The sequence below is a fragment of the Haloarcula limicola genome (genome assembly GCF_010119205.1).
In the GTDB taxonomy this organism is placed as follows: Archaea; Halobacteriota; Halobacteria; order Halobacteriales; family Haloarculaceae; genus Haloarcula; species Haloarcula limicola.
Genome location: NZ_WRXM01000003.1, coordinates 160,175 through 183,071 on the forward strand (window position 1 = coordinate 160,175; position 22,897 = coordinate 183,071).

25 protein-coding genes are annotated in these 22,897 nt (G+C 65.7%); 12 read left to right on the forward strand and 13 right to left on the reverse strand.

The features are described from left to right. Positions 1-115: 115 nt before the first annotated feature. The 7 genes from GO488_RS15785 (at position 116) to GO488_RS15815 (ending at position 6,277) form a co-directional block, all read left to right on the forward strand. A complete protein-coding gene (locus GO488_RS15785; protein ID WP_162318809.1) occupies positions 116-622 on the forward strand; it encodes a gamma carbonic anhydrase family protein in 507 nt (168 codons plus the stop codon). A 50-nt stretch (positions 623-672) separates the two neighbouring features. After that, on the forward strand, positions 673-873 hold the full coding sequence (locus GO488_RS15790; RefSeq protein ID WP_162318810.1) for a hypothetical protein: 201 nt from the start codon (positions 673-675) through the stop codon (positions 871-873). Between the two features lie 64 nt (positions 874-937). Then, entirely contained in the window at positions 938-1,834 is an 897-nt protein-coding gene (locus GO488_RS15795; protein WP_162318811.1) for an amidohydrolase family protein, read from the forward strand. Continuing rightward, positions 1,831-2,802: an MBL fold metallo-hydrolase gene (locus GO488_RS15800; protein ID WP_162318812.1), complete on the forward strand. Its 972-nt coding sequence runs from the start codon at positions 1,831-1,833 to the stop codon at positions 2,800-2,802. The genes GO488_RS15795 and GO488_RS15800 overlap by 4 nt, the downstream gene beginning before the upstream one ends. Before the next feature lie 63 nt (positions 2,803-2,865). Continuing rightward, a complete protein-coding gene (locus GO488_RS15805; protein WP_206674421.1) occupies positions 2,866-3,360 on the forward strand; it encodes a hypothetical protein in 495 nt (164 codons plus the stop codon). Next, positions 3,357-4,889 (forward strand): UbiD family decarboxylase, encoded by a 1,533-nt coding sequence (locus tag GO488_RS15810; RefSeq protein ID WP_162318813.1) that lies wholly within the window; start codon positions 3,357-3,359, stop codon positions 4,887-4,889. Before GO488_RS15805 ends, GO488_RS15810 begins: the two co-directional genes overlap by 4 nt. After that, positions 4,886-6,277: a UbiD family decarboxylase gene (locus GO488_RS15815; RefSeq protein ID WP_162318814.1), complete on the forward strand. Its 1,392-nt coding sequence runs from the start codon at positions 4,886-4,888 to the stop codon at positions 6,275-6,277. Before GO488_RS15810 ends, GO488_RS15815 begins: the two co-directional genes overlap by 4 nt. A 1-nt stretch (position 6,278) precedes the next feature. Here the strand turns inward: GO488_RS15815 and GO488_RS15820 are convergent, their stop codons facing one another. The 3 genes from GO488_RS15820 to GO488_RS15830 form a co-directional block, all read right to left on the reverse strand. Next, complete coding sequence (locus tag GO488_RS15820; RefSeq protein ID WP_162318815.1) at positions 6,279-7,697, reverse strand: zinc ribbon domain-containing protein; 1,419 nt, start codon at positions 7,695-7,697, stop codon at positions 6,279-6,281. After that, positions 7,694-8,869 (reverse strand): thiolase domain-containing protein, encoded by a 1,176-nt coding sequence (locus tag GO488_RS15825; protein WP_162318816.1) that lies wholly within the window; start codon positions 8,867-8,869, stop codon positions 7,694-7,696. The genes GO488_RS15820 and GO488_RS15825 overlap by 4 nt, the downstream gene beginning before the upstream one ends. Before the next feature lie 105 nt (positions 8,870-8,974). After that, positions 8,975-9,817: an acyl-CoA thioesterase gene (locus GO488_RS15830; protein ID WP_162318817.1), complete on the reverse strand. Its 843-nt coding sequence runs from the start codon at positions 9,815-9,817 to the stop codon at positions 8,975-8,977. A gap of 79 nt (positions 9,818-9,896) precedes the next feature. Between GO488_RS15830 and GO488_RS15835 the strand changes: the two genes are divergently transcribed. From GO488_RS15835 to GO488_RS15845, 3 genes are all read left to right on the forward strand, one after another. Further along, the gene (locus GO488_RS15835; RefSeq protein WP_162318818.1) at positions 9,897-10,664 is read left to right on the forward strand and encodes an enoyl-CoA hydratase/isomerase family protein; all 768 of its coding nucleotides are present in this window, start codon (positions 9,897-9,899) and stop codon (positions 10,662-10,664) included. 51 nt (positions 10,665-10,715) lie between these two features. Further along, the gene (locus GO488_RS15840; RefSeq protein ID WP_162318819.1) at positions 10,716-12,170 is read left to right on the forward strand and encodes an aldehyde dehydrogenase family protein; all 1,455 of its coding nucleotides are present in this window, start codon (positions 10,716-10,718) and stop codon (positions 12,168-12,170) included. A 112-nt stretch (positions 12,171-12,282) separates the two neighbouring features. Then, positions 12,283-13,437, forward strand: a complete 1,155-nt coding sequence (locus GO488_RS15845) for an acyl-CoA dehydrogenase family protein (RefSeq protein ID WP_162318820.1) — start codon at positions 12,283-12,285, stop codon at positions 13,435-13,437. Here GO488_RS15845 and GO488_RS15850 read toward each other — a convergent pair whose 3' ends face one another. The 6 genes from GO488_RS15850 to GO488_RS15875 all read right to left on the reverse strand — a co-directional run bounded on the left by GO488_RS15850 (position 13,438) and on the right by GO488_RS15875 (position 16,855). Next, positions 13,438-14,283 carry an enoyl-CoA hydratase/isomerase family protein gene (locus GO488_RS15850; protein WP_162318821.1) on the reverse strand — a complete coding sequence of 282 codons (846 nt, stop codon included), beginning with the start codon at positions 14,281-14,283 and terminating at the stop codon, positions 13,438-13,440. A 135-nt stretch (positions 14,284-14,418) separates the two neighbouring features. Further along, entirely contained in the window at positions 14,419-14,604 is a 186-nt protein-coding gene (locus GO488_RS15855; RefSeq protein ID WP_162318822.1) for a PaaD-like zinc ribbon domain-containing protein, read from the reverse strand. Between the two features lie 3 nt (positions 14,605-14,607). Continuing rightward, positions 14,608-15,375 (reverse strand): Phenylacetic acid catabolic protein, encoded by a 768-nt coding sequence (locus GO488_RS15860; protein WP_162318823.1) that lies wholly within the window; start codon positions 15,373-15,375, stop codon positions 14,608-14,610. Then, complete coding sequence (locus GO488_RS15865) at positions 15,372-15,584, reverse strand: phenylacetic acid degradation PaaB family protein (protein ID WP_162318824.1); 213 nt, start codon at positions 15,582-15,584, stop codon at positions 15,372-15,374. The genes GO488_RS15860 and GO488_RS15865 overlap by 4 nt, the downstream gene beginning before the upstream one ends. Beyond that, on the reverse strand, positions 15,581-15,970 hold the full coding sequence (locus GO488_RS15870) for a metal-sulfur cluster assembly factor (protein ID WP_162318825.1): 390 nt from the start codon (positions 15,968-15,970) through the stop codon (positions 15,581-15,583). The genes GO488_RS15865 and GO488_RS15870 overlap by 4 nt, the downstream gene beginning before the upstream one ends. A gap of 9 nt (positions 15,971-15,979) precedes the next feature. Continuing rightward, positions 15,980-16,855, reverse strand: a complete 876-nt coding sequence (locus GO488_RS15875) for a Phenylacetic acid catabolic protein (protein WP_162319011.1) — start codon at positions 16,853-16,855, stop codon at positions 15,980-15,982. 173 nt (positions 16,856-17,028) lie between these two features. Here GO488_RS15875 and GO488_RS15880 point away from each other — a divergent pair, with 173 nt between their 5' ends. Next, positions 17,029-17,508 carry a GNAT family N-acetyltransferase gene (locus GO488_RS15880; protein ID WP_162318826.1) on the forward strand — a complete coding sequence of 160 codons (480 nt, stop codon included), beginning with the start codon at positions 17,029-17,031 and terminating at the stop codon, positions 17,506-17,508. 2 nt (positions 17,509-17,510) lie between these two features. Next, positions 17,511-17,795, forward strand: coding sequence for a 2Fe-2S iron-sulfur cluster-binding protein (locus GO488_RS15885; RefSeq protein ID WP_162318827.1), 285 nt, complete (start codon positions 17,511-17,513; stop codon positions 17,793-17,795). Between the two features lie 591 nt (positions 17,796-18,386). Here the strand turns inward: GO488_RS15885 and GO488_RS15890 are convergent. The 4 genes from GO488_RS15890 to GO488_RS15905 all read right to left on the reverse strand — a co-directional run bounded on the left by GO488_RS15890 (position 18,387) and on the right by GO488_RS15905 (position 22,897). Further along, positions 18,387-20,024: an acetate--CoA ligase gene (locus GO488_RS15890; protein ID WP_162318828.1), complete on the reverse strand. Its 1,638-nt coding sequence runs from the start codon at positions 20,022-20,024 to the stop codon at positions 18,387-18,389. Positions 20,025-20,108: 84 nt separating this feature from the next. Next, the gene (locus GO488_RS15895; RefSeq protein WP_162318829.1) at positions 20,109-20,885 is read right to left on the reverse strand and encodes a CoA-transferase subunit beta; all 777 of its coding nucleotides are present in this window, start codon (positions 20,883-20,885) and stop codon (positions 20,109-20,111) included. Further along, complete coding sequence (locus tag GO488_RS15900; RefSeq protein ID WP_162318830.1) at positions 20,875-21,771, reverse strand: CoA transferase subunit A; 897 nt, start codon at positions 21,769-21,771, stop codon at positions 20,875-20,877. Before GO488_RS15900 ends, GO488_RS15895 begins: the two co-directional genes overlap by 11 nt. A gap of 43 nt (positions 21,772-21,814) precedes the next feature. Continuing rightward, a complete protein-coding gene (locus GO488_RS15905) occupies positions 21,815-22,897 on the reverse strand; it encodes a branched-chain amino acid ABC transporter permease (RefSeq protein WP_162318831.1) in 1,083 nt (360 codons plus the stop codon).

A 22,897-nucleotide genomic window follows, 5' to 3' on the forward strand; every position in this document is an offset into this window, starting at 1 on the left:
GGAGACGGTATAAGTGTTAATACTACGCGTCGGGCGCACCCTTGCAGTCGGCGTCAGTTCGTCCGGCGTGTGCAACAGCGGAAGAACGATGTGACTGGCCGAACACACGTACCGTGTGCAAGAGTCGATATACGGTGCTTCCCCGATAGTGGCGGATTCGGCGTTCGTCTCGAAGATGGCGTACCTCGTCGGCGACGTCGCGGTCGGCGAACGGAGCAGTCTCTGGCCGTTCGTCTGCCTGCGCGGCGACGAGAGCGACATGCCGACGACGGTCGGCGACGAGTGTAACGTCCAGGAGTTCACGATGCTTCACGGGGCGACGCTCGAAGACGAGGTGTCCGTCGGACACAACGTGGTCGTCGACTACGCCACCGTCGAGGAGCACTCTCTCGTCGGGATGCACAGCGCGGTGTTGCGCGGTGCGACGGTGGAGTCGAACTGCCTCGTGGCGGCGGGGAGTCTCGTGAGGCAGGGGCAGACCATACCCGAGGGGCACTTAGCCTACGGCGTCCCGGCGGAGACGCGACCGCTGAGCGAGACGCAGCGCGAGGAGATCTCCATGGTCCACGAACACTACGTGGAACTCGGCCGGGATTACAAGGAGACCGGCCGGTTCGAGTGACGTCGGTATCGACCGTTTTTATATCGCCGGAGCGTATCCGTCGCTGACACATGCAATACGACGTTACCGAGTGTCCAGCGTGTGGTAACCCGCTCGAAGAGGACGGCGAGATACCGGACAGCATCGAGGACGGGAGCCTGCGCGTGGCGATCGTCTGTCCGACCTGTGAGACTCCCCTGCGGATCGAGTTCGAGGACCTCGACCCGCGGACCGGCGACGTCGCTATCTCCGTCGAACCGCGCGAGGAGTGAAGCGGTCGGCCCGCCGAATCAGCGCACCAGCACTTATAAGGAGGCGTCGGTCGTTCTGAGAGCTATGACCGATAGCGCAACGAATACCGATGGTACCGGACGCATCATCGACGCGCACGTCCACATGAACCCGTTCTGGCGACTCGACGACGACGCCCGTGGACTGCTCCGCGAACACGGGCACGGGTTCGACCAGAAAGTGGAACTGGCTCGCAACCCGGAACAGTTCGTGGCGTACCTCGACGAGCAGGGTGTCGAGAAAGCGGCGATCATCAACTACGTGACGCCGATTCTGGGGTACACACACGACGTGAACGAATGGGCCGCGGAGTTCCGCGACACGGCTCCCGAGCGCATCCTCGCGTTCGGAGGGTTCGACCCGAACGATACCGACGACCCGGAAGCGGAGCTCGACCGGGCCATCGACGACCTCGACCTGGACGGGATCAAGATACACCCCCCGCATCAGAACATACAGGCCAACGACTACCTCTCGGACCCCGGCTATCGCGGGCTCGACGAACTGCGCAGCCTCTACGAGCGCTGTGCGGAGGCCGACATCCCGGTGATGGTGCACACGGGAACGAGCATCTTCCCCGGCGCTCGCTCCCGGCTGGCGGATCCGATGCCGTTGGACGACGTCGCCGTGGACTTCCCCGACCTCGACATCGTCATGGCCCACGGCGGACGGCCGATGTACACGGACGAGGCCTGGTTCCTCCTCCGCCGACACGAGAACGTCTACTTCGACATCTCGTCCATCCCGCCGTCGAACTTGCTGGAGCACTTCCCGCGGCTGGCGGAGGTCGTAGACCAGGTGCTCTTCGGGACCGACTGGCCGGGTCCGATGGTCCCCGGGATCGGCGAGAACGCCGAGGCCGTCCGCTCGCTCTCGCTGCCGTCGGACGCCGTCGACCGCATCCTCTATGGGACCGCCGCCGAACTGTTCGACGTGAGATGAACCCGTTCCGTATCGCTCACAGTCACGGCAGTCCGGAGGGAGAGAACAGCGCGTACGTCTTCCCGGAGCGAGGCGTCGTCATCGACCCCGGCCCGCCGGGTGACGAGCCGTGGGAGGTCCTCCGTGACGGCCTCGAAGCGTACGGACTCGAAGTGGCCGACGTGGAAGACGTCGTCCTCACTCACTGGCACTCGGACCACGCCGGGCTCGGGCCGCGGCTGGCGACGGCCGCCGACGCCGCGCTGCACATGCACGAACGAGACGCCCCCTTGATCCGCGACTACGGGACCGAGCGCCGGCGGCGGGTCGAACGAGACGCCGAGACGCTCACTTCGTGGGGCGTGCCGGAGCGGATCGTCTCGGACGTTCGCGACAGCGACACGCCGTCACCGATGCCCGACAGCGTCCCGGTGGTCGGCCACGAGGACGGGGACAGCGTGGCTGACCTCGAACTCAAGCACACGCCCGGACATACGCGCGGCCACGTCGCGGTTCGCGCGGAGCGGACGCTCTACGTCGGCGACGCGGTGCTCCCGATGTACACGCCGAACGTCGGCGGAAGCGACACTCGGACCGCCGCCGGCAACCCGCTCGAAACGTATCTGCGGACGCTCGACCGCATCGGCGACTGGAACGTGGAGCAGACGGCTCGGCCGGGGCACGGCCCGCTCGTGTCTCTCGACGACCGCATCGCGGTCATTAGAGCGCACCATCGGGAACGCATCGCCGATAGCTGCGAAGCGATCCCCGACGGAGAGGCCGTCACGCCCTGGACCGTCGCTCGGACGCTCTTCGGTGAGATGTCCGGGATCCACGCCAAGATGGGGGCCGGCGAAGCGGCGGCCCACCTCACCCACGCTGCGAAACTCGGCTTAGTGGAACGGACCGACGAACGCCCTCACCGATATCGGACGACGGGCGAGTCCCTCGACGACGTTCCGCAGCTGTCGACAGGCCAGCAGGCATAGCTATATATATTACCGCTGTATACACCGTTCTAGGTTCCGAGACTCCGCTCGTGAGTACCCATTATGACTAGATACAGTACTGCCGAAGAGAATCTCCCCGACGACCCCGAAGGCGAAGTGCGTCTGCAACTGACAAATACGGACACGAAGGAGATTTTCGTCACGCGAGCGCGCGTCGCGAAGTCCGAGACAGAACTCGACGACCCGGAGCCGCTCACGGTCGTTCGCGGTCCCCACGAGAACATCAAGGAGGACTGGTACATCGAGATACTGGAGGCGAACCCGGAACTCGAGGAGATAGACGAGGAGATCCTCCAGGAGTGCATCGAGTACAGTCGCACCGAGTCCAACGTCATCAACGCCCGGTCGGAAGACGCCCGAGCGCTATTACAGTATCTCGTCGCGGTCGACGAGTTCGACTCCGTCTCGGACGCCGTCCGGACCATCGTAAACGCGTACATGCGAGAGACCTACCCCGAACTACTCGACGCCTATCTCGATGCCAAAGCGGAGCGCATCCGGGACGATCTCTCCAGTTCGTTCGGTGACAGTAAATGACTGATCGCCAGGGCGACGCCGTCGACAGCTTTCGCGACTACCTAGAGCGGTTAGCGGAACGCGGGGTCTGTAATCGAATCGACCAGCGGATCTCGTGGAACCTCGAGGCGAGCGCGGTGACGATGCGAGCCAACGAGCAGGACTCGGCGATTCCGGTTTTCGAAGACGTGAGCGACGACTCCTCGGCTCGGCTCGTGGGGGACCCGTATCGCGGAGCGCGCCGGAAACCGTGGAAGCGCATCGCGATGGCCTTGGGATTGAGCGAGGACCTGACGACCGATAGCTTCTACGAGGCGGTCATCGACCGGTTGCGTTCGCCCATCTCGCCGACAGTCGTCGACAGCGAGGCGGCACTGTGTAAGGAGACCGTCCACACCGGCGACGACGTCGATCTCCTCTCGTTCCCGTGGCCGTTCCTCCACGTCGGCGACGGCGGGCGCTACTCGAACCTACACACGCTCATCGCGGACGACAGGGACACGGAGTGGACGGACTGGTCGTCACATCGCGCGATGTTCCACGACAACACGCGGGCGAGCGTGCTGTTGCTCGCCGGCGAGCAGACGCCGAACATCTACTACTACAAGTACGAGCGCCACGACGAACCGATGCCGGTCGCCATCACCGTCGGCGCGGAGCCGGCGGTCGAGTGCGTCTCGATGATGTGGATCCCGACCGGGCGGAGCGAAGCGGAGTTCGCGGGCGGGCTGAAACGCGCACCGGTCGAACTCGTCCCCTGCGAGACGAACGATCTCCGCGTCCCGGCGACGGCGGAGATCGTCCTCGAGGGGCGCATCCTCCCCAACAGTCGCCTCGACGAGGGGCCCTACGGCGACTACTTCGGGTACATGCACGGTCCGCGTCGGTCGATGCCCGTCCTCGAGATCGACGCGATCACGCACCGGGAACGACCCCACATCCCGTTCACCGTCGAGTGGTCGGAGGTCGGGTACGCGCACAACACGACCTCTTCGATGGAAGTCGCGTGCGTCGGTCCCGACGCGACGCTCGGCCTCCGGGCGGTCGGGTTCGACGTGGAGAAACTGGCTCCGTGGCCCTTCACGCCGCGAACGGTCTACGTCGTCTCGACGGATACGACCAATCCGTCGTACCTCCACGAGCTCGCCAACTTCATCTTCACGACGTGGGGGATGCTCCACGTGGACTTCTTCGTCTTCGTCGATTCGGACGTGGACCCGTTCGACCAGCGCGCGGTACTCGAGGCGATGGCGCTGTACGCCGACCCGGACGAGGACTTCCACCAGTTCGGCGCGGAGACGATGCCGAAAGTGCCGCTCAACATCTATCAGACGCCCGAGGAGAAGGGGGACGTGCAGATGGGGACGTCGAAGGCGAAGACGGCGAAGACGTACATCGACGCGACGCGTCCCGAGGGCCAGGGTCAGGAACGCGGTTTCGGGCTCGAAGACACGGAACGGAGACGGCGTGCGCGCGAGATACTCGAAGCGGCCGGTCTAGCGAGTGCCGCCGCCGAGACGGCCGACGCCGACCGGGAGGTAGACGAATGACGGACGCGCGCTCGTTCCGCGAGGGCGTCGACGCGCTGGCGGCGAACGACGACCTCCTCGACGTCGACGAGCGCGTCTCGGACGAGGACGTCGCCGCAGTCGCAGCGGAAGCGGCCCGCTCGAACGGGCCGGCGGTGCGATTCACCGAAACGAGCGGCGTCGTGACTCCGGTCTCGGGGGCGTTCGCGGGACCGGAGCAGGTGACACAGAGCTCGGAGAGACCGTGGAAGCGCATCGCGACCGCGCTCGGCCTCGAGACGGACGCGTCGTACCGACGCGTCGTAGAGCGCGTCGCCGCGCCGCTGGCGGCGGCGACGGAGCCCGCGGAGACGGACCTGCTCGCCGACCCGTCGGACGCTGACTGTTACTCGCTGGGCCTGCCGCCGCTGGAACCCGGCGCGCCGCCCGCGTTCACGCTGGGCGTACTCGCTTTCGAACACGGGGACGAGACGCGGTGGCTTCCGGTCCGCGGGTCCGTCCGCGGCACGCATCGCGTCCGAGCGGTCGTCCCGGCGGACAGCGGCCTGACGTCCAGCGCCGAGGTGTCGCTCTGTCTCGGTGTGCCGGGAGCGGCGGTGACCAACACACTCCTCCACTGGCTTGACCGATCCCAGACCGGGAGCATCCGTCCGGGGACGAAGTCCGACGCCGTGCCGACGGCGACCCACGAGGGACGGGTAGTCCCAGCCACGTCCGAAGTCCTCTTCTCGGGCCGCGTCGCGGACTTCGAGGCGGGATCGGAGCCGTCGGTCGACGGGGGAACGGCCTGGGAACTGGCGATGGAGACGGAGGTCGTCGACGTGAGCGTCGACGCGGTGGCCCACCGCGAGTCGCCGCTCGTCCCGTTCGTCCCGCTCGGAACGCCGCTCACCGACGACGTCCAACTGGTCGGCATCACCGAGTCGGCGCGCCTGAACTACCGCGTGAACAACTACTGGGGCATCGAGCCCGTCGAGTGGATTCGCCTCCCCGCGGAGATGAGCCTCGGCATGTGCGTCGTCGCCTCCGAGATACTGTACGCCGGCTTCGAGTGGCAACTGTCGAACACGCTCTTCGCCTTCTCCAGCCTGTTCGACAAGATACTCATCTTGGACGAGAACACCTCGGCTGCGGACCTCTCGCGCCCGCTAGACGACATCTGGGTGAAGGCTCACCCGTCTCAGGACTGGGTGTTCAGCGAACCGAGCGCCCCAGCCGCGACCGCACCGCGGTACCGGACCGACGGCGAGCCGGGGTCGCGGCTGTTCATCAACGCCACGTGGGACCCGCGCTGGGACGAGGAGTACATCGCGCCGCGGGTGACCTACGAGACCTCCTATCCCGAGGAGGTCCGCCGGACCGTCGCGGAGATGTGGAGCAACCTCGGATTCGACTCCTCGGACGACTGAGTCACTCGGGGACGAACTTCAGTCCGTATCGAGTGACGCCCTCGACGCTGTATATTCTCCGGAGCCGCCCGCTGACCCGGTCGCCGACGGATACCTCGTCGGGTTCGCAGTCGGTCAGCTGAACGGGGAACCGAGCCGACCCGTCCCCGGCGGTGACTTCGACGATCGCGACGGCGAACGGCCCGTCGCGGCGCTGGAACTCGACGAACTCCGGCGGCGCGCCGCCCTGACCGATGACGGTCACGGCGACGATCTCGCCGGTCCGCGGAAGTTCGACGGTCTCGAACTCCACGCGTTCGTGACAGTCGGGACAGGCTCCTTCGGGCGGGAACGCGACTGCCCCACATTCGGGGCACTGACCCGCTTCGAGCCGATATCGCTGCGGGATGGTCCGCTGCCAGGAGGGGAGACTCACGTGGGCACCGCCGCCGGCGACCTCCGTTTCGCCGACGACGCCGCGCTCGCGTAGCGCCGCTGTGTACGGGATGGAGACGCCGCTCTCGACGGCCGCCGAGACGCCCGTATCGAGGGCGTCCCGGGTCTCGAACGCGAGCGCGACGGCCGTCGCTCCGCTCCCGAAGAAGCCCGCGACGGTCGTCGACGAGGGGTCGCTCTCGCCCAGCGCCGCGAGCAAGCCGATGGCCGGCGTCGCCGCGCCGGCGTCGCCGACGTCGTCGACGAGCGTGCCCCGCGCGACCGCCTCCGCGTCGTAGGGGAGCGCGCCGGCGATCCGATGCGGGATATCCGGCGTCGGCTGGTGGAAACTCGCGCCATCGACGGCCTCGTGGTCGACGTCGAGCGCTTCGACGGCCGTCGAGACGAGGTCGCGGGTCGTCTCGCGCTCGTAGGTCGTGATGTCCAGCTCTTCGACGCCGTCGGCCCCGCGCTCGCGGAACCGGAGCCCCGGCGCGTCGCGCGAGCGCGTCGCCGAGTCTGCGAGGACGACAGCGCCGCCCTCGTCGAAGAGGAACGCGGCGGCACCGGCACCGACGCGCTGTCCGACCTCGGCCGGGTCGCCGTTCGGGGTGTCCGAGACGACGGCCAGCGCGGGACCGGGGGCGGCGGCGGCCGACAGGAGCGCGTCCGCGCCGGCCACCGTGCTCTGCGTGGCCGCCTCCAAGACGCAGTCCGCATCGAGGCCGAGCGCCGACGCGGCCCGCGGCGCGAACTCCTCCTCTTCGAGCGGCGGCGTCGTCGTGCCGATCGCGAGGTGGTCGACGTCGCTCGCGTCCGCGTCGCCGCTATCGAGCGCGTTTCGGCCCGCCGCGACGGCCATCGTGAGCGCGTCCTCGTCGGCCGTCGGCACGGCGGCCCGCGAGACCGGCGCGCCGGTCCCCCACGCCGCTTCGATCTCCTCGCCGTCCAGCCGAGACCGCGGGAGGTAGACGCCGGTCGCGACGATTCCGCGGTCGGCGCTCATAGTTCACCCCCGTCGACCCGCTCGAAGACGTGGACGGTCACGCCACCGCCGGAGCCGCCGACGTTGTGTGTCAGCCCCACCCTCGGGTCGTCGACCTGTACGTGGGCCTCGCCGCGGAGCTGGGAGAACGCTTCGACGACCTGTCCGGTCCCCGTCGCCCCGATGGGATGGCCCTTCGATTTGAGACCGCCGGAGGTGTTCACCGGCAGTTCCCCGTCCGGGTCGGTGACCCCCTCTCGGAGGAGTCGGGGGGCCTCGCCCCGGTCACAGAAGCCGAGGTCCTCGTAGGCGGCGAGTTCGGCGATGGCGAAGCAGTCGTGGACCTCCGCGAAGTCGAGGTCGTCCGGCCGGACATCGGCCTCGTCGTACGCGCGCTCGGCGGCCGTCTCGGAGGCCGGAATACCCGTCAGCGAGTCGCGCTGAAAGAGGCCGACGCGACCGCTCGCCGCGCCCGCGCCCGCGACCCGAACGGGGGCGTCCGAGAGCTCGCGGGCGACCTCCTCGCTTGCGACGAAGACCGCGCTCGCGCCGTCCGTCGTCGGACAGCAGTGATACAGGTTCAGCGGCGCGGCGACGTCGGGGGCGTTCATCGCGTCCTCGAGCGAGCACTCGAAGCCGAGCTGCGCGTGGGGGTTCTGGGCTCCGTTGGCGTGGTTCTTGACCGCGACGCGGGAGATGTCCTCCTTCGTCGCCTCGTACTCGCGCATGTAGGCGCTCGCCATCTGCGCGTAGACGCCCGCGAACGTCGTCCCGGAGAGGCGCTCCCACTCCGTCTCGCCGCTGACGCCGAGCCACCACTTCGTGTGGTCGCCGCTCATGTCGGTCATCACTTCGTAGCCACCGGCCAGCGCGATGTCCGCCATCCCCGAGCGAACGGCCATCACGGCCTGTCGGAGCGCGTACCCGGAGGCCGCACACGCGTTCTCGACGCGCGTCGTCGGGATGCCGTGGAGCCCGAGGTGTTCGGTCACGGCCGGCCCGCTCAGCCCCAGTTGGCGGCCGCCGACGCCGAGCGTGCCGAGAAAGGCCTCGTCGATCCGGTTGGTGTCGAACTCCCCGTCGACGCTCTCGAGGGCCTCGTCGAACGCGTCGTCGAACAGCGATCGGTACGACTCCGAGGGAAACGACCCGAAGTCCGACTGTCCAGCGCCGATGATGTACGCATCGGTCATACACGGTAGATGATGATGAGCGACTATAAGATACGGGGGTTCAGTCGGCGATGGCGCTCGGTGGGCGAATCGCTCGCTCGGCGGCGCGGGCGCTGATCGGGCAGTTCACTCCGCGGCGAATAGCGCTCGCACTTGCGGAGTGAACGAAACCGGGTTCCCGGCGTCGTCGAAGCGGCCGTATTCGGTGATGCCTTCGATGCTCACACGGTCGTCGCTCTCGAATCGATGCCCGATTCGGAGCGTGTCTTCGGTGACGGACCGAACGTCCGACTCGACGGTGAGCGTCGACTCGTACTGGACCGGGGAGACGAACTCCCAGCGCCAGTCGCGCAGTCGGAATGGATTGTCGCCGCCGCCCGCCGCCTCGGGACTCGTCTCCCTCGATTCGAGGAAGCGTTCGAGCGCCACGTCCGCGAAGCGCGGATACTCCTCGAAGTACGCGAGCGAAGACCCCTCAACGTGGGGGCTTCGGACGTCGAACGACGCCGAGAAGGACTCCCACTCCCGGTCGTCGTCCGCTCCACGGGGGCCGACTTCGGGGCTCGTCTCTTCGAGGGCCTCTCGGAACTGTCGTCGCGTCTCTGCCGGAAGCGACTGCGCGCCCCCGTCGGGCGCGATAGTGACGTGTGTGATCCGCGCGGTCGCGAGACGGTTGCCGGCGTCGTCGGTCATCTCGTAGCACAGTTCGACGCTGCTCTCGCCGACCGATATCGGCGTCGTCTCGACGGTCACCGTGTCGCGAAACCCCGGATAGCGATAGACCGACGTCGCGGCGACGACGGGCGCGTAGGGGATCCCGTCGGCGTCGACGATGTCCTCGAAGGCGTGGCCGAACGACTCGGTGACGACCTGTGTCGAGATGAGTTCCCAGTCGAAGAACCGCGCCCCGTGGACGAGCTGTCCGGCGAGCTCGCCGAACCGAACGTCGTGTGTCTCGATAGTTCGCACAGTACGCGGAGTGCGGGGCACGCGCTATTAAACGTCCCGACCCGGCTGGTTTTATATCGCTCCGAGGGCCACGTCGACTATGGTCCGAGTCGAGACAGCCGACCGCGTACACACGATCTCGTTCGACCGCCCGGAGACGAAGAACTCCTTTACGGCCGACGCGGCGACCCAACTCGTCGAGGCGCTGGAGACGGCCGAATCCGAGGACGCCCGAGCGGCGGTGATCACCGGCGACGGCGACGCGTTCTGCGCCGGCGGCGACATCCAAGCGATGGCCGACCGCGATGAGACGCCCGGCGAGTCGTTCGAACGCGTGCAGTCGACGCTCAACGCCGTTATCGAACAGCTGCTGACCGCTCCGTTTCCGGTCGTCGCGAAGGTCAACGGCGACGCCGTCGGCGCTGGGACGAACATCGCCGCCGCCTGTGACTTCGCCCACGCCGACAGCGAGGCCCGCTTCGGCGAGGTGTTCGGCAACGTCGGACTGATACCCGACTCGGGCGGGACGTTCCTGCTCCCGGCGCTCGTGGGGCTCCGCAAGGCGAAGGAACTCACCATGACCGGCCGGCTCTTCGACGCGGAGGAGGCCGCGGAGATGGAGCTCGTCAACCGCGCGGTCCCTGGCGAGGAACTCGACGAGTCCGTCGACGACCTGCTGGACACCCTCGATCGGAAACCGACCGAGACGCTCGGGCTGACGAAGCGCGGCATCCACGAGAACATCGGACGCCCGTTCCGCGACGCCCTGGAGCGTGAAGCGCACCTACAGACGCTCGCGTACGGAAGCGAGGCGCATGACGTCGGGGTGAACGCGTTCCTGCGGGACGAGCGACCGGAGTTCCGGTGAGTCGTCTTCGAGGCAAGTTTTTATATGGGCGTGTATGGTAGTTGACCACGCATGAGCTACGACGGTCCTACAGAGTTGTATATCAACGGCGAATGGACGGCAGCCGAGAGCGGCGACACGATAGAGACGGTAGATCCGGCGACCGAGGAGACGTACGCGACGGTGGCCTGCGCCTCGGCCGAAGACGTCGGCCACGCGGTGGCCGCGGCGGACGCGGCCGCCGAGCGCGGGTCGGAGTGGCGGACGATGAGCCCGAGCGACCGGGGCCAGCGCCTCCGTGCGATGGCCGACGAGATCGAGTCGATGGCCGACGAGATCGGCCTCGTCGAGTCCCACGACAACGGCAAGACGCCGTTCGAGGCGAGCCTCGACATCGACATGGTCGTCGACACGTTCCGCTACTACGCCGGCTGGGCGGACAAGCTGACGGGCGAGACGGTCCCGGTTCCCGGTAACCGCCTCGACTACACGCTGCAGGAGCCGCTCGGCGTCACCGGCCACATCGCCCCGTGGAACTACCCCTTCCAGCTGGCCGGTCGCAGTCTGGCCCCCGCGCTCGCCTGCGGGAACACCGCGGTCCTCAAGCCCTCGAACACCACGCCGCTGTCCGCGCTCTACTACGCGAAGGCCGCCGAAGCGGCCGGCCTTCCCGACGGCGTCCTCAACGTCGTCCCGGGCACGGGCTCCGAGGCCGGGGGCGCGCTCGTCTCCGATCCCGCGGTCGACCACGTCGCCTTCACCGGGAGTACCGGCGTCGGGAAGCACATCATGTCGGAGGCCGCCGACAACGTGACCGGCGTCACGCTGGAGCTGGGCGGGAAAGGTCCGAACATGGTCTTCCCCGACGCCGACCTCGAAGCGGCGTCGAAGGGCGTCCACTACGGGATCTTCATGAACTGCGGGCAGATGTGCTGGGCGGGGTCGCGGCTCCTCGTTCACGAGGACGTTCACGACGAGGTCGTCGAACGGGTCGTGGACCGCGCGGAGGCGACGCCGCTCGGCAGCGGTATCGACGACGACGGTCGGATGGGTCCCGCGGTCAGCGAGAGCCACCGCGAGGAGGTCCTCGAGTACATCGAGACCGGCGTCGACGAGGGCGCGACGGTCGCGACCGGCGGCGGCGTCCCCGAGGACAAGGACCAGGGGTACTTCATCGAGCCGACGGTGTTCACCGACGTGACGAACGACATGACCATCGCGCGCGAGGAGATCTTCGGGCCGGTCCTCTCGGTCATCGAGTTCGGCGACGACGAGGAGGCGATCGACATCGCCAACGACTCGCCGTTCGGTCTGAGCGCCGGCATCTGGACGAGCGACATCCACAGAGCCCACGACACCGCGGCGCGACTCGACTACGGGATGGTCAGCATCAACGAGTACCCCCAGACGTTCCCGCAGACGCCGTTCGGCGGGTTCAAGGAGAGCGGCATCGGTCGCGAACAGGGGACCGAGGCCATCAAGGAGTACACGCAGGCGAAGAACGTCAACGTCAACATCGACCGGTAGACGCCCGCCCTTCCTCTCTTCCGTTTCTCTCCCCGCTCTCTCCGTTTTCGACGGCGATACGTCCCGCAGCGGAGCGCGAAATCTTAATTAGGGCGGGGCGAGGTGACAACGTATGCAGCTTCTAGAACGATCGCTGTCCGAGGAGCACCGTGAGATACGAGACCGCGCCGACGAGTTCGCGCGAGACGTCGTCGAACCGCGAGCGGAGGAGATAGAGGCCGCCGACGAGTTCCCGCGAGACGTCATCGAGGCGGCCGGTGACATGGACATCCTCGGCATTCTACTCCCCGAGGAGTACGGCGGACTGGACTCCGACTTCATCTCGTACGCGCTCGCGGTCGAGCGGGTCGCACGCGCGAGCGGCGCGGTCGCCGAGACCATACAGGGACACACCTTCGCCGCCCTCCCGATCGCGCGGCACGGCACGGAGTCGCAGAAGGAGGCGTGGCTCCCCGAGATGGCGGCCGGCGACGCCGTCGGCGCGATGCTGCTCACCGAACCCGGCGCGGGGAGCTCGCCGACGGAACTCGAGACGGTCGCCGAGGAAGCCGACGACGGGTACCGCCTGTCGGGCGAGAAGTCCTTCGGGACGAACGCCGGCGTCGCCGACGTCCACCTCGTCGTCGCGCGGAAGCAGCCACAGCCCGAGGACTCCCACGGCGTCAGCGTCTTCCTCGCTCCCGGAGTCGACGAGGCGGACGGGTTCTCGTTCGACCGCGCCGAGTTCATGGGGATGCGCGGCCACGTCACGGGCGACTCGACGCTCGACGGCGTTCACGTCGACTCGGACGCGCTCCTCGGCAGCGTCGGGGAGGGCTTCCGCATCGCGATGGGGACCATCGACATGGCGAGGACCGGCCTCGGGGCCATCGGGACGGGCATCGCACAGGCCGCGTACGAGGACGCCGTCGACTACGCCAGCGAGCGTCGACAGGGCGGCAACGCCATCGGCGAGTATCAGGCTGTCCAGGTCCTCGTGGCCAAGATGGACACGCGACTCGACGCGGCCCGCCACCTCGTCTACGAGTCGGCGGCGACGATCGCCGACGAGGGCGGGAACACGCGGAAGTCGAGCCAGTCGAAGTACTACGCGAGCGACGTCGCCGAGTTCGTCACGCGCAACGCGATGCAGATCTACGGCGGCAAGGGGTACCGGACGGACTACCCGCTCGAACGGTACTTCCGTGACGCAAAAATACTGAGTTTGATCGGTGGGACCACCGAGATTCAGCAGACGACCGTCGCGACCGAATCGCTCTCGCTGTAGTCAGTCGTCCGACTGGGGTTCGGGCGCTTCTTTCTCGCCGATTTCGACGCCGACGAAGTCCGGCTCGCGGTCCTCGAGGAACGCGTTGACGCCCTCCTTCGCGGATTCCGAACCGAGCAGCGCGTTCTGGAGCTCGCGCTCGTGAGAGAGCGCGTCCCAGAGCGGCATCTCGAGGCCCTCGTTGACGGCCAGCTTGTTGTGACCGACGGCTCCGGCGGGCTTCTCGACGATCTGCTCGGCGAACTCGAAGACGGCGTCCTCGAGGTCTTCCGGCGGGTGGATCTCGTCGAAGATGTCCTTGTCGTGGGCCTCCTGCGGCGTGAGCTCCTCGCCGGTGATCATCATTCGGAGCGCTTCCGAGCGGTCGATGTAGCGGGGGAGGAGCTGGGTCCCGGCCTCGCCGGCGATGAGACCGAGGTGGACCTCCGGCATCCCGACACGGTAGTCGTCGTCGTCGCCGACGAAGCGGAAGTCACAGGCCAGCGCCAGTTCGAGGCCACCACCCATGCAGTGCCCGTCGACGGCGGCGATGAAGATGGTGTCCGTCGTCCGCATCTTCATGATGATCTCCTTCGAGGTCTGGCTGGCGTAGCCGATCTGGTGGGCCTCCTCCGTCTGGAGGTCGTTGATGTCGAAGCCGGTCGAGAAGATGCTCTCGTTGGCGCTTCCGAAGACGCACACGCGGACGTTGTCGTCGAACCGAACGCCCTCGACGGCGCGCTGCAGTTCGAGCAGGACGTCGATGTTGTGGGCGTTCACGGGCGGCCGGTCGATGCGGAGGATACCGACGTTGTTCTCTACTTCGGTCTGGAAGTACTCCAGGTCTAACTGGTCGAATGACTCCATTGTACAGTGAGAACAACTCGGGCATAGTATAAAAAACCTTTGGGAAGTGAAGCGGGTGAGTTCGAGTGACCACCGGCTCTCAGAGGGAAAATTCCGGGTCGATTCAGCGTGATACGGCTCGAAGCCGCCCGACGATCAGCGGCCGTCGTCGGGGGACTTCCCGTCGTACTTCAGCCGCTCGAACACCGTCTTACAGCCGTGACAGTAGTACTGGCTCTTGGAGATCTCGGAGCCGAACTTCGACTCGCGTTCCGTCTCCCGGGACCCGCAGAACGGGCACTCCGGCCGTATCTCCGAGTCGTCGTTCGTGGATGCACTCATCGGTCAGGCCCGTGCGAACTCAGCGTTCTTGACGCCGGTCAACGCGTCGATCAGTTCAGAGCGGATGTGTCCCTCGCCGACGCGGCGGCGCGTGCTGTCCCACTCGTCCGCGTCGGGCGCCTCCCAGTCGGCCACCGAGATATCTACGTCGGTCCCCTCGAACATCGAGTCGTACTGCGCTTTGAACCCGTCGCGGACGTCGGCGGCCGACCGATCGGTGAAGCCCGACTGCACGAGCGGGTCCGAGTCGGCGTCGAGCGCTGCCGGCCCGATGAACGCGAGCACGCCCGGGACCGCCGCCTCGAGCGCCGCTTCGACCGCTTCGGCGTTCTCTTCGGCGTGACGTTCGAGACTGCCGTCCAAGTGCTCTAAGTGGAAGTACTCGTCCTGGCCGATGCGCTCGCCGAGACCGTCGAAGTCCTCGTGGACGATGGAGTCGATGAGGTACCAGGCGGCGCGCTCGGTCAGGTCGGCGACCGTGACGAACTCGACCCACGAGTCGAACTCCTCGTCGAGGCAGGCGGCGTTGGCGAACTCCTCGGGCGACCGGTCGCCCTGCAACCACGGGAGGGCGCGGCCGTGGCTGGAGAGTTTCTCGAACAGCTGGCGGACGTGGCCGATCTCGTCCTGGGCGGCACTCGCGCCCGCGATGTCGTCCTCTAAGACCGGCCCGGAGAGCATCCACTCCGTGTACCGGTGTGAGAGGATCAGCTTCGTGTCCGCGATCGCCTGTACGTACTCTACCGCGTCGTCACTCCAGTTCTCAGTCATTGTGTGCTCCTGGGCGGCGATTCCGCCTTCTGGTTCCCGGTCACTTCGATGAGTTCGTCGCGGGGAACCGCGACCATCCGGTCCCAGTCCTCCTCGTCGAACGTCGTCCGCGCGTACGACTTCACTAGTCTGTCGTCCGGTGCGTCCACGTTGCCGACGTGGATGAGTTCGTCGCCGGCTCTGATGCGTGCGAATACTTCGTACTTCATAGTGCAATCCCGGATTCTCGGAGTTCCTCTCGCGCGTGCTCGTCCAGCATGTCCTTGGACCACACCGGGTCCCAGACGACGTCGATCTCGACGTCGGTTACGCCGTCCATCGTCCGGAGGCAGCCCCGGATGTCGTCGTGGATGAACTCGTAGGCGGGACAGCCCATACACGGGAACGAAAGGTCGACCCGTGCGACCCCGTCTCTGTCCACGCTGACGTCGTATATCATCGCCATCTCGACCAGGCTCAGCGGGAGATGCGGGTCGGGGATCTCGTCGAGGTTCATCCAGACCGCCTCTTCCAGTTCGGTCTCGGTGCCGTCCGGGCCGATGTCGAACGGACCGAATCCCAGTTCGTCGATCTGCGTCTCGGAAGTCTTGCTCATAGTGGGAGGTTAGGGCATCACGTCGACTTTCCCGGACTGGATCAGGTTGACGTACTTCTCGTTGGCCGGGCCGCGGGCTCGCCAGCGGTCGATGACGTCGTCCCACGAGACCGGTTCGTCGAAGCGCCACTCCTTGTTCTCCTCGTCGAACGCGACCGGGAACTCGTAGTCGATGACGTACTCGTCGGCGTCCTCGTCGTAGTGGGCGGGGAATTCGAGGCCGATCTCGTCGAGGAACGGGACCGTCCGATCCATCCAGTCCTGTCGGAGCTCGTCGTTGGACAGGCCCTTGATGCGGTATTCGAGCTGGTCGTCGTGCTGCTTCTTGTCGTCGGGGAGGCCGAACCACTCCAGCGCGATGGGGAACATCCAGTCGACTGCCTCCTGGACCTTCTCTCTGGTCGATTCGTTCTTGTTGGCGAGGCGGCGCATCCACGTCTCGCCGTGGCGGAGGTGGAACTGCTCCTCCTTGGAGACCTTCGTCAGCGCGCGTTTCCACGGGGCGTAGGACGTGTTCTCGTGGATGTCACCGAGGAGGGTGATCCCCGCGCGGTCGAACAGGCCGTGTGCACAGACGAGCTCGGCGAAGTTGTCGATGTGCTGGTCGAACCCGTAGGTGTTGCGGAACTCGTGGGGTTCGCGCTCGAAGATCAGCTCCTCTCGGTCCTCGCCGATGTCCTCCAGCAGGCGGTACGCGATGTGGCCGTGACCGAGTTCGTCCTGGATGACGCTCACACAGGAGGCCCGGGCGTCGAGACTCGGCGCGTTGAGCGACTGCTCGTAGTACGCCGGCGCGCTCATCAGTTCGGTGTCGGCCGAAACCAACAGGATCTGTTTTAGCGCTTTCTTGTATCCCTCGGTCATGTCCTCCTCGGACTCGACCATCTTCCCGTTCTGTAGCTGCTCTTTGAACTCCTCTTCGGAGAGGGTAGCTGGGTCTACGGACATTTGCTTACATCCTGATGTTCGAGTCTACATAAATAAGTCTTTCCCAGGTCGGGATGAGCCGTCCGTACCGAGCAGGGAATTTTTTATCACAGGCCCCTCTATGGAGTTCCATGGAAGCCGAGATACGGCAAGCCGAGAGAGAAGACGGCGACGAACTCATCGAACTCTGGCACGGTTTCACCGAACACCTCTCGAAGTACGACGACCGGTACAAACACAAGGACGAGGCCGGCGACCGCTGGCTGCAGTACTTCGAGAACCAGCTCCTCGATTCGAAGTACGGGACCGTCTTCGTCGCCGAAGCGGACGAGCAGCTCGTGGGCGTCCTCGAGGTGCGGGTCGTCGGTGACCATCCGATATTCCGCCTGAAGGACCACGGATACATCAACGGCCACTTCGTGAAAGACGAGTATCGCCAGTCGGGGCTCGGACAGCAGTTACTCGAGGCCGCGGCCGACTGGCTCCGGGACCATCCGCGAGGGATAGAGTTCTGCCGCGTGGACGTGATCGAGGGCGACGAGGACGGGATGTCGGTCTACGAAGACCTCGACTTCGAACCGATCGAACACGTCTACGAATACGAGCTATAACGATGGTTACGACGCACACCGTCGAATTCGTCGATATGGACCGCTCGATAGAGGTGCCCGAAACGCAGACCATCCTCGAAGCGGCCGACGAAGCCGGGCTCGATCTCCCGTACCAGTGTCGGATGGGCGTCTGCGGGGTCTGCAGCGCGCTCTTAGTAGAGGAGGGCGAGGTTCAGCAAACGGAGGCGATGTTCCTCTCGCCGGCCGAGAAAGAGGAGGGATACGTCCTCACGTGCGTCGCCAAACCTCGATCGGATCTCAAGCTACGGTCCAACGAGGGGCCTTAAGCGCCGCTCTCCGCCTCGTTTCTCGATGGAAGTCCACGAGACGGTCGTCGTCCGATCCGGCGTATACAAATATCGTAAACAGCATTCGATACATGGCCCCACGAAGCGAACGCGGAGTCGGTGAACGTAACATAGAGACTACAGTTCTGCCCGTGAGCCTCGAATATGTATGAATATTATTTTATATATTTCCTTATATTCTCGCCCTCTTTCGTCGCTCGCCTTCTAATAACACAAGTACGCTAGTTATTTCATCTTCGGGAACTACCGCTGTTCTCTCGATCGCGGCTGGAGTCCAACACTCGATTTGCGCTCAGTAGCGCTCAGTAAATATCATCCGTACATATGTTATGTACGCTCGAATGATGTTGACGATTATTAGTTGTATACAATACTGTTTTCGCTCCCCGTAAATGTCAACCCAGAGTCCCAAGTCCGCTGGAAATTTCGAGAGAAATCGAGGTTATGGACGCTATCTGGTGGCGCAACTACGACAGCAAGGGAACGACGCTCGGGAGAGGGACCGGTTTTAGTTCGTCGGCAGCGTTCGTTCGAGAGCGACTGCAGCCGGTGGCGAAGTCTACGACTGTCTCACGCGACCTGTTCCCGGTCTCGGAGCTTCGTCCGCTGGATCTTTCCCGTCTCCGTTCGGGGAAGCTCATCGATAAACTGGATCTCGCGGGGGTATTTGTACGGCGCGAGCGTGTTCTTGACGTGGTTCTGGAGTTCCGTGACGAGTTCTTCGTTCGCCTCGTGCCCCTCCTCGACCACGATGTACGCTTTCACGATCTCGCCGCGTTCCTCGTTAGGGGCACCGATGACGGCGACCTCCTGTACCTCCTCTCGCTCCTCTAGCACCATCTCGACCTCGGGGCCGGGGATGTTGTATCCGCTGGAGATGATGAGGTCGTCCTCTCGGGATTGGTACTCGAACCGACCGTCCTCTCGCTGGACAAAGATGTCGCCGGGGAAACTCCATCCGTTTTCGACGGCTTCGCTCTGCTTTTCGGGGCGATTCCAGTACGTGATACCCGTCGGACCGCGGACCGCGAGCTGGCCGGACCGACCGCGTTCCAGTTCGTCACCCGTCTCCGGGTCGACGATCTTGGCCTCGTAGCCCGGAACGGCGAACCCCGTCGCGCTGGCGTCGATGTCGTCGGTGTGACGGTGGGAGATGAAGATGTGGAGCATCTCCGTCGTGCCGATGCCGTCGAGGATGTCGATGCCGTACTTCTCGTTGATCTCGTCGAACGTGTGCGGTGCCAGCGGTTCGCCGGCGCTCAGCCCGACTCGGAGAGAACTCACGTCGTACTCCTCGTGTCCCTCCGGGAACTTCGAGAGGATCTGATTGTACGCGGTGGGAACGGAGCAGAACACGGTGATACCGTGGTCCTCGACGGCTTCGAGAAGCGTCTCCGGGGACGCGTCCTGGACGAGGCTGATCGTGGCACCGAATCGGAGCGGGAACGTGACGAGGTCGCCGTACCCGTACGCGAACGGGAGCGGCGGGTTCCCTCCGAACACGTCGTCCGCCGTCGGTTCGAGACAGTACCGCGCGTAGCCGTCGGCCGTCGCGAGGATGTCCGAGTGAGAGTGGACGGCTCCCTTCGGGCGACCGGTCGTCCCGCTGGTGTACAGCATCAGCCCGAGATCCGTCGCTTCCGTGTCGTGGGCCTCCAAGTCGTCGCTCGCGTCGTCGATGAGCGACTCGTAGCTCGGATGGTCGTGTTCGACGCCGACGTCGTCGGCGACGACGATCTCCTCGACGCAGTCGACGGCGTCCACCGCGTCTTCCAGTTCGTCCAGCAGGTCGTCGTAGACGATCGCGACCTTGATCTTGGCGTCGTCGAGGATGTGTGTGAGTTCCTTGGCCCGGAGAAGTTTCATCGAGGGCTGTGGGATCGCCCCGATCTTCTGGACGGCCAGACACGAGACGACGGCCTCCGGCCGGTTCGGGAATCGGACCAACACCCTATCGCCGGGTTCGACGCCGAGGTCGCGCAACGCGTTACCGAACCTGTCGACCTTCTCCTGTAACTCGCTGTACGTCGTCTCTCGGTCGCGGAACCGAATGGCCGCGTTGTCACCGCGTCCCTCCTCGACGTGTCTGTCGACCAACTCCTCCGCTACGTTGATGTGGGACGGATAGTCCGTTTCGGGCAGTGCGTTGACTGGTTCCGGGCCGTACGCTGCATCGGGCAGATATGACTCGGGTACGTTTTGCTGCATCGCTCGTTCTGATAAACAGTAACCTCGTATTTGTTTGTTTCGGTAATCCGCACTATTTATCAGAGACATTATTCGACGGCCGACTCAGCGCGTCCAGAAGCCGTCGGGGTCGAACTCGCGTATCAGGTCCAGGACGGGCCGCGACGGCGGGTCGGTTCGGTCTACGCTCTCGCCGGTGACGTCGGCGGCGGTCCGGAGGTCCCAGGGAAAGTCAGCGACGACGTCGTCGAAGTCGACGCCAGGATGGAGCGATTCGAGGTACAGTTCGCCCCCGTCGTCGAACCCGAACGTGGCCTTCGTCGTGACGAGCGCGTCCGGTCCACCGCCCGCCACCGACTCGCGTTCGCGCCAGTCGCCGCCGTCGCCGTGGCCGGGACTCGTGTTGTACGTCACGTCTCGGACGAACCGACGCGGTTCGTGGGCCATCAGCACGACCGTCCGCTGAGACAGACAGGCAATGTCGCAGGCCCCACCGCTCCCGGGCAGGCGGACCGACCCGGAATCGGACGCGACGCGAGTCGTGTTCAGGTTCCCGTAGCGGTCGATCTCCGCGCCGCCGAGGAAGCCGACGTCGATATCGCCTCGCTGCAGCCGCGACATGATGTCGATCATGCTCGTCGTCGAGACGGCCCGATCGAGATTGGGGAGATCGCACATCGTATGCAGGAAGCCGTCTGCCGGGGTGTCGCGCACGACGCCGCTCTCGAAGACCGAGCGCGCGTTCGAGGCGTGCGTGCTCACCGCGACCTGAAACGCGATGAGCGGCAGGCGCATCCCAACGAACGCGACGTCGCCGTCGTCTATCTCGCGCGCCGCGGCGGCGACCATCAGCTCCCGATCCGTGTACGCGTCACCGTCCATACTCCACCTCCGCGGCGACGGTTCGCTCGGTGGGTCGCAGGTCCTTCTCGACCCTCTCCATGTACGCTTCCCGGTTCGGAACCGAATGGACCCACTCGTCCAGCCACTCGGCGGTTCCCGCTCGGTCGGTCGTTCGCTCGGCGTAGTCGACGTAGTGTTCGTTGTCCCGGTTGTACCGGCCCGCGAGTGGGGACGGATGACAACCGTAGGGTACCTCAGCGACTGCAGTCACCGAATCGCCCGTGATCGTCGTGCGGCTCGGGTCGCTCTTGATGACCGCCGGATCGACGATCTCCTCGGCGACGACGAGCGTCTCCGTCGCGGCGTCGACGCCCTCGAACGTCACGCCGGAGTTCCCCCAGAAGTGCGCGTCGCCGTACGGCGAGGCCCGCTGAACGTGGACGATACTCCAGTCCGGTCGGATCGCGGGGACCAGAGCCAGCCGGTCGCCGGAGTAGGGGTCTTCCGCCTCGCGGAACCGCTCGCTCTCCGCGAAGACGTCACTTCCGAGCAGCGACCGGGTCGGGAGGTACGGCACGCCCATCGCGCCGGCTTTCAGCGATAGCGCGACGCTGAAGTTCGAGTGGTTCTCCACGTCCAGATTCCCCTCCTCGACGGCCCGTCTGAAGTTGTAGCCGGTGCCGGTGCTCACGTTCCCGACCCACGCGGCCCGGACCGTCTCGACCAGCTCGGCGCCGATCAGCTGGTCGAACAGGAGGTCGCTGATCGGCCCGACGAGCGTCAGATCGTCGGTTCCCTGCCGGATGAGTTCGTGGCCGGCGGCGAACGGAATCGCGTGTTCGAGCGCGAGCCCCAACGCGACGGAGCTCCCCGAGTCGATGAGGTCGACCGCCGCTGAGAGATCTCTCACCTTCGACTGTGGCATATACGACCGAACTCCGCAGTCGCATATAAAATGCGGGGGCGGGCTACTGGAAGACCTTCTCCCGATAGGTCGTCAGCGCGTCGCCCGCTCTGCGCAGCAGGACTTTCGGGTGCGGGTTCTTTCGAACCGTCTGGAAGATTCCGGCCAGCCCGCGGGGGGCGAAGATGACGATGACGATGTAGACGATCCCGAGGTAGATCTCCCAGTTCCCGATGGCCGAGAGCGAGTCCTCGAGGAACACGACGAGGAACGCGCCGGCTATCGGACCCCAGAGCGTGCCCATGCCGCCCAGCAGCGTCATCACTATCAGTTCCCCACTGGTCGTCCAGTGGAGCATCGACGTGGTGGCGGTGCTGTTGAACGGCACCCAGAGCCCGCCCGCCAGTCCGGCCATCGCGCCGCTGATAGTGAACGCGACGATCTTGTACCGGTCGACGTTGTAGCCGATGAACGCGACGCGGTCCTCGTTCTCGCGGATGGCCTGCAGCACCCGACCGAACGGCGAGTTCGCGAGCCGGGTCACGACTGCCAGCATCCCCGCGAGTATGGCGAGCGAGAGGTAGTAGTACGACATCAGGGAACCGGTGTCCATCCCGAACAGCGTGAGCGACGTGATGCCGACCAGCCCGTTGTCGCCGTTCGTCACCGCCTCGACGCCGAGCAGCATCGCGGGGATGTCGTTGAACGCGATCGTGTAGAACAGTTGGGCGAACGCCAGCGTGAGCATGGCGAAGTAGATACCGCGCGCGGAGACGCTCAACCAGCCGATGATCGCCGCGACGACGGCGCCGACGACGATGGCCGCCGGCAGGACGAGCAACGCGCTGGCCGTCACGTTCTGTATCAGTAACGCGGCCGCGTAGCCGCCGGCGCCGAACATGGCGGCGTGGCCGAAGGAGAGTAGGCCGGCGTAGCCGAAGACGAAGTCCAGGCTGAGCGCGAACAGCGCGAAGATGAACATGTGGGTCACGAGGTCCATCCAGAACGGATGGACCACCTGTGCGACCGGTGCGAACAGCACCGCGACGACGCCGGCACCGAACAGACCGAGGCGAACTCGGCCGCTGAGGACGTCCGTCTGCGCGTGCGCGGAGAAGCGACGGCCGACGAGGTCTCTCACGCCCAT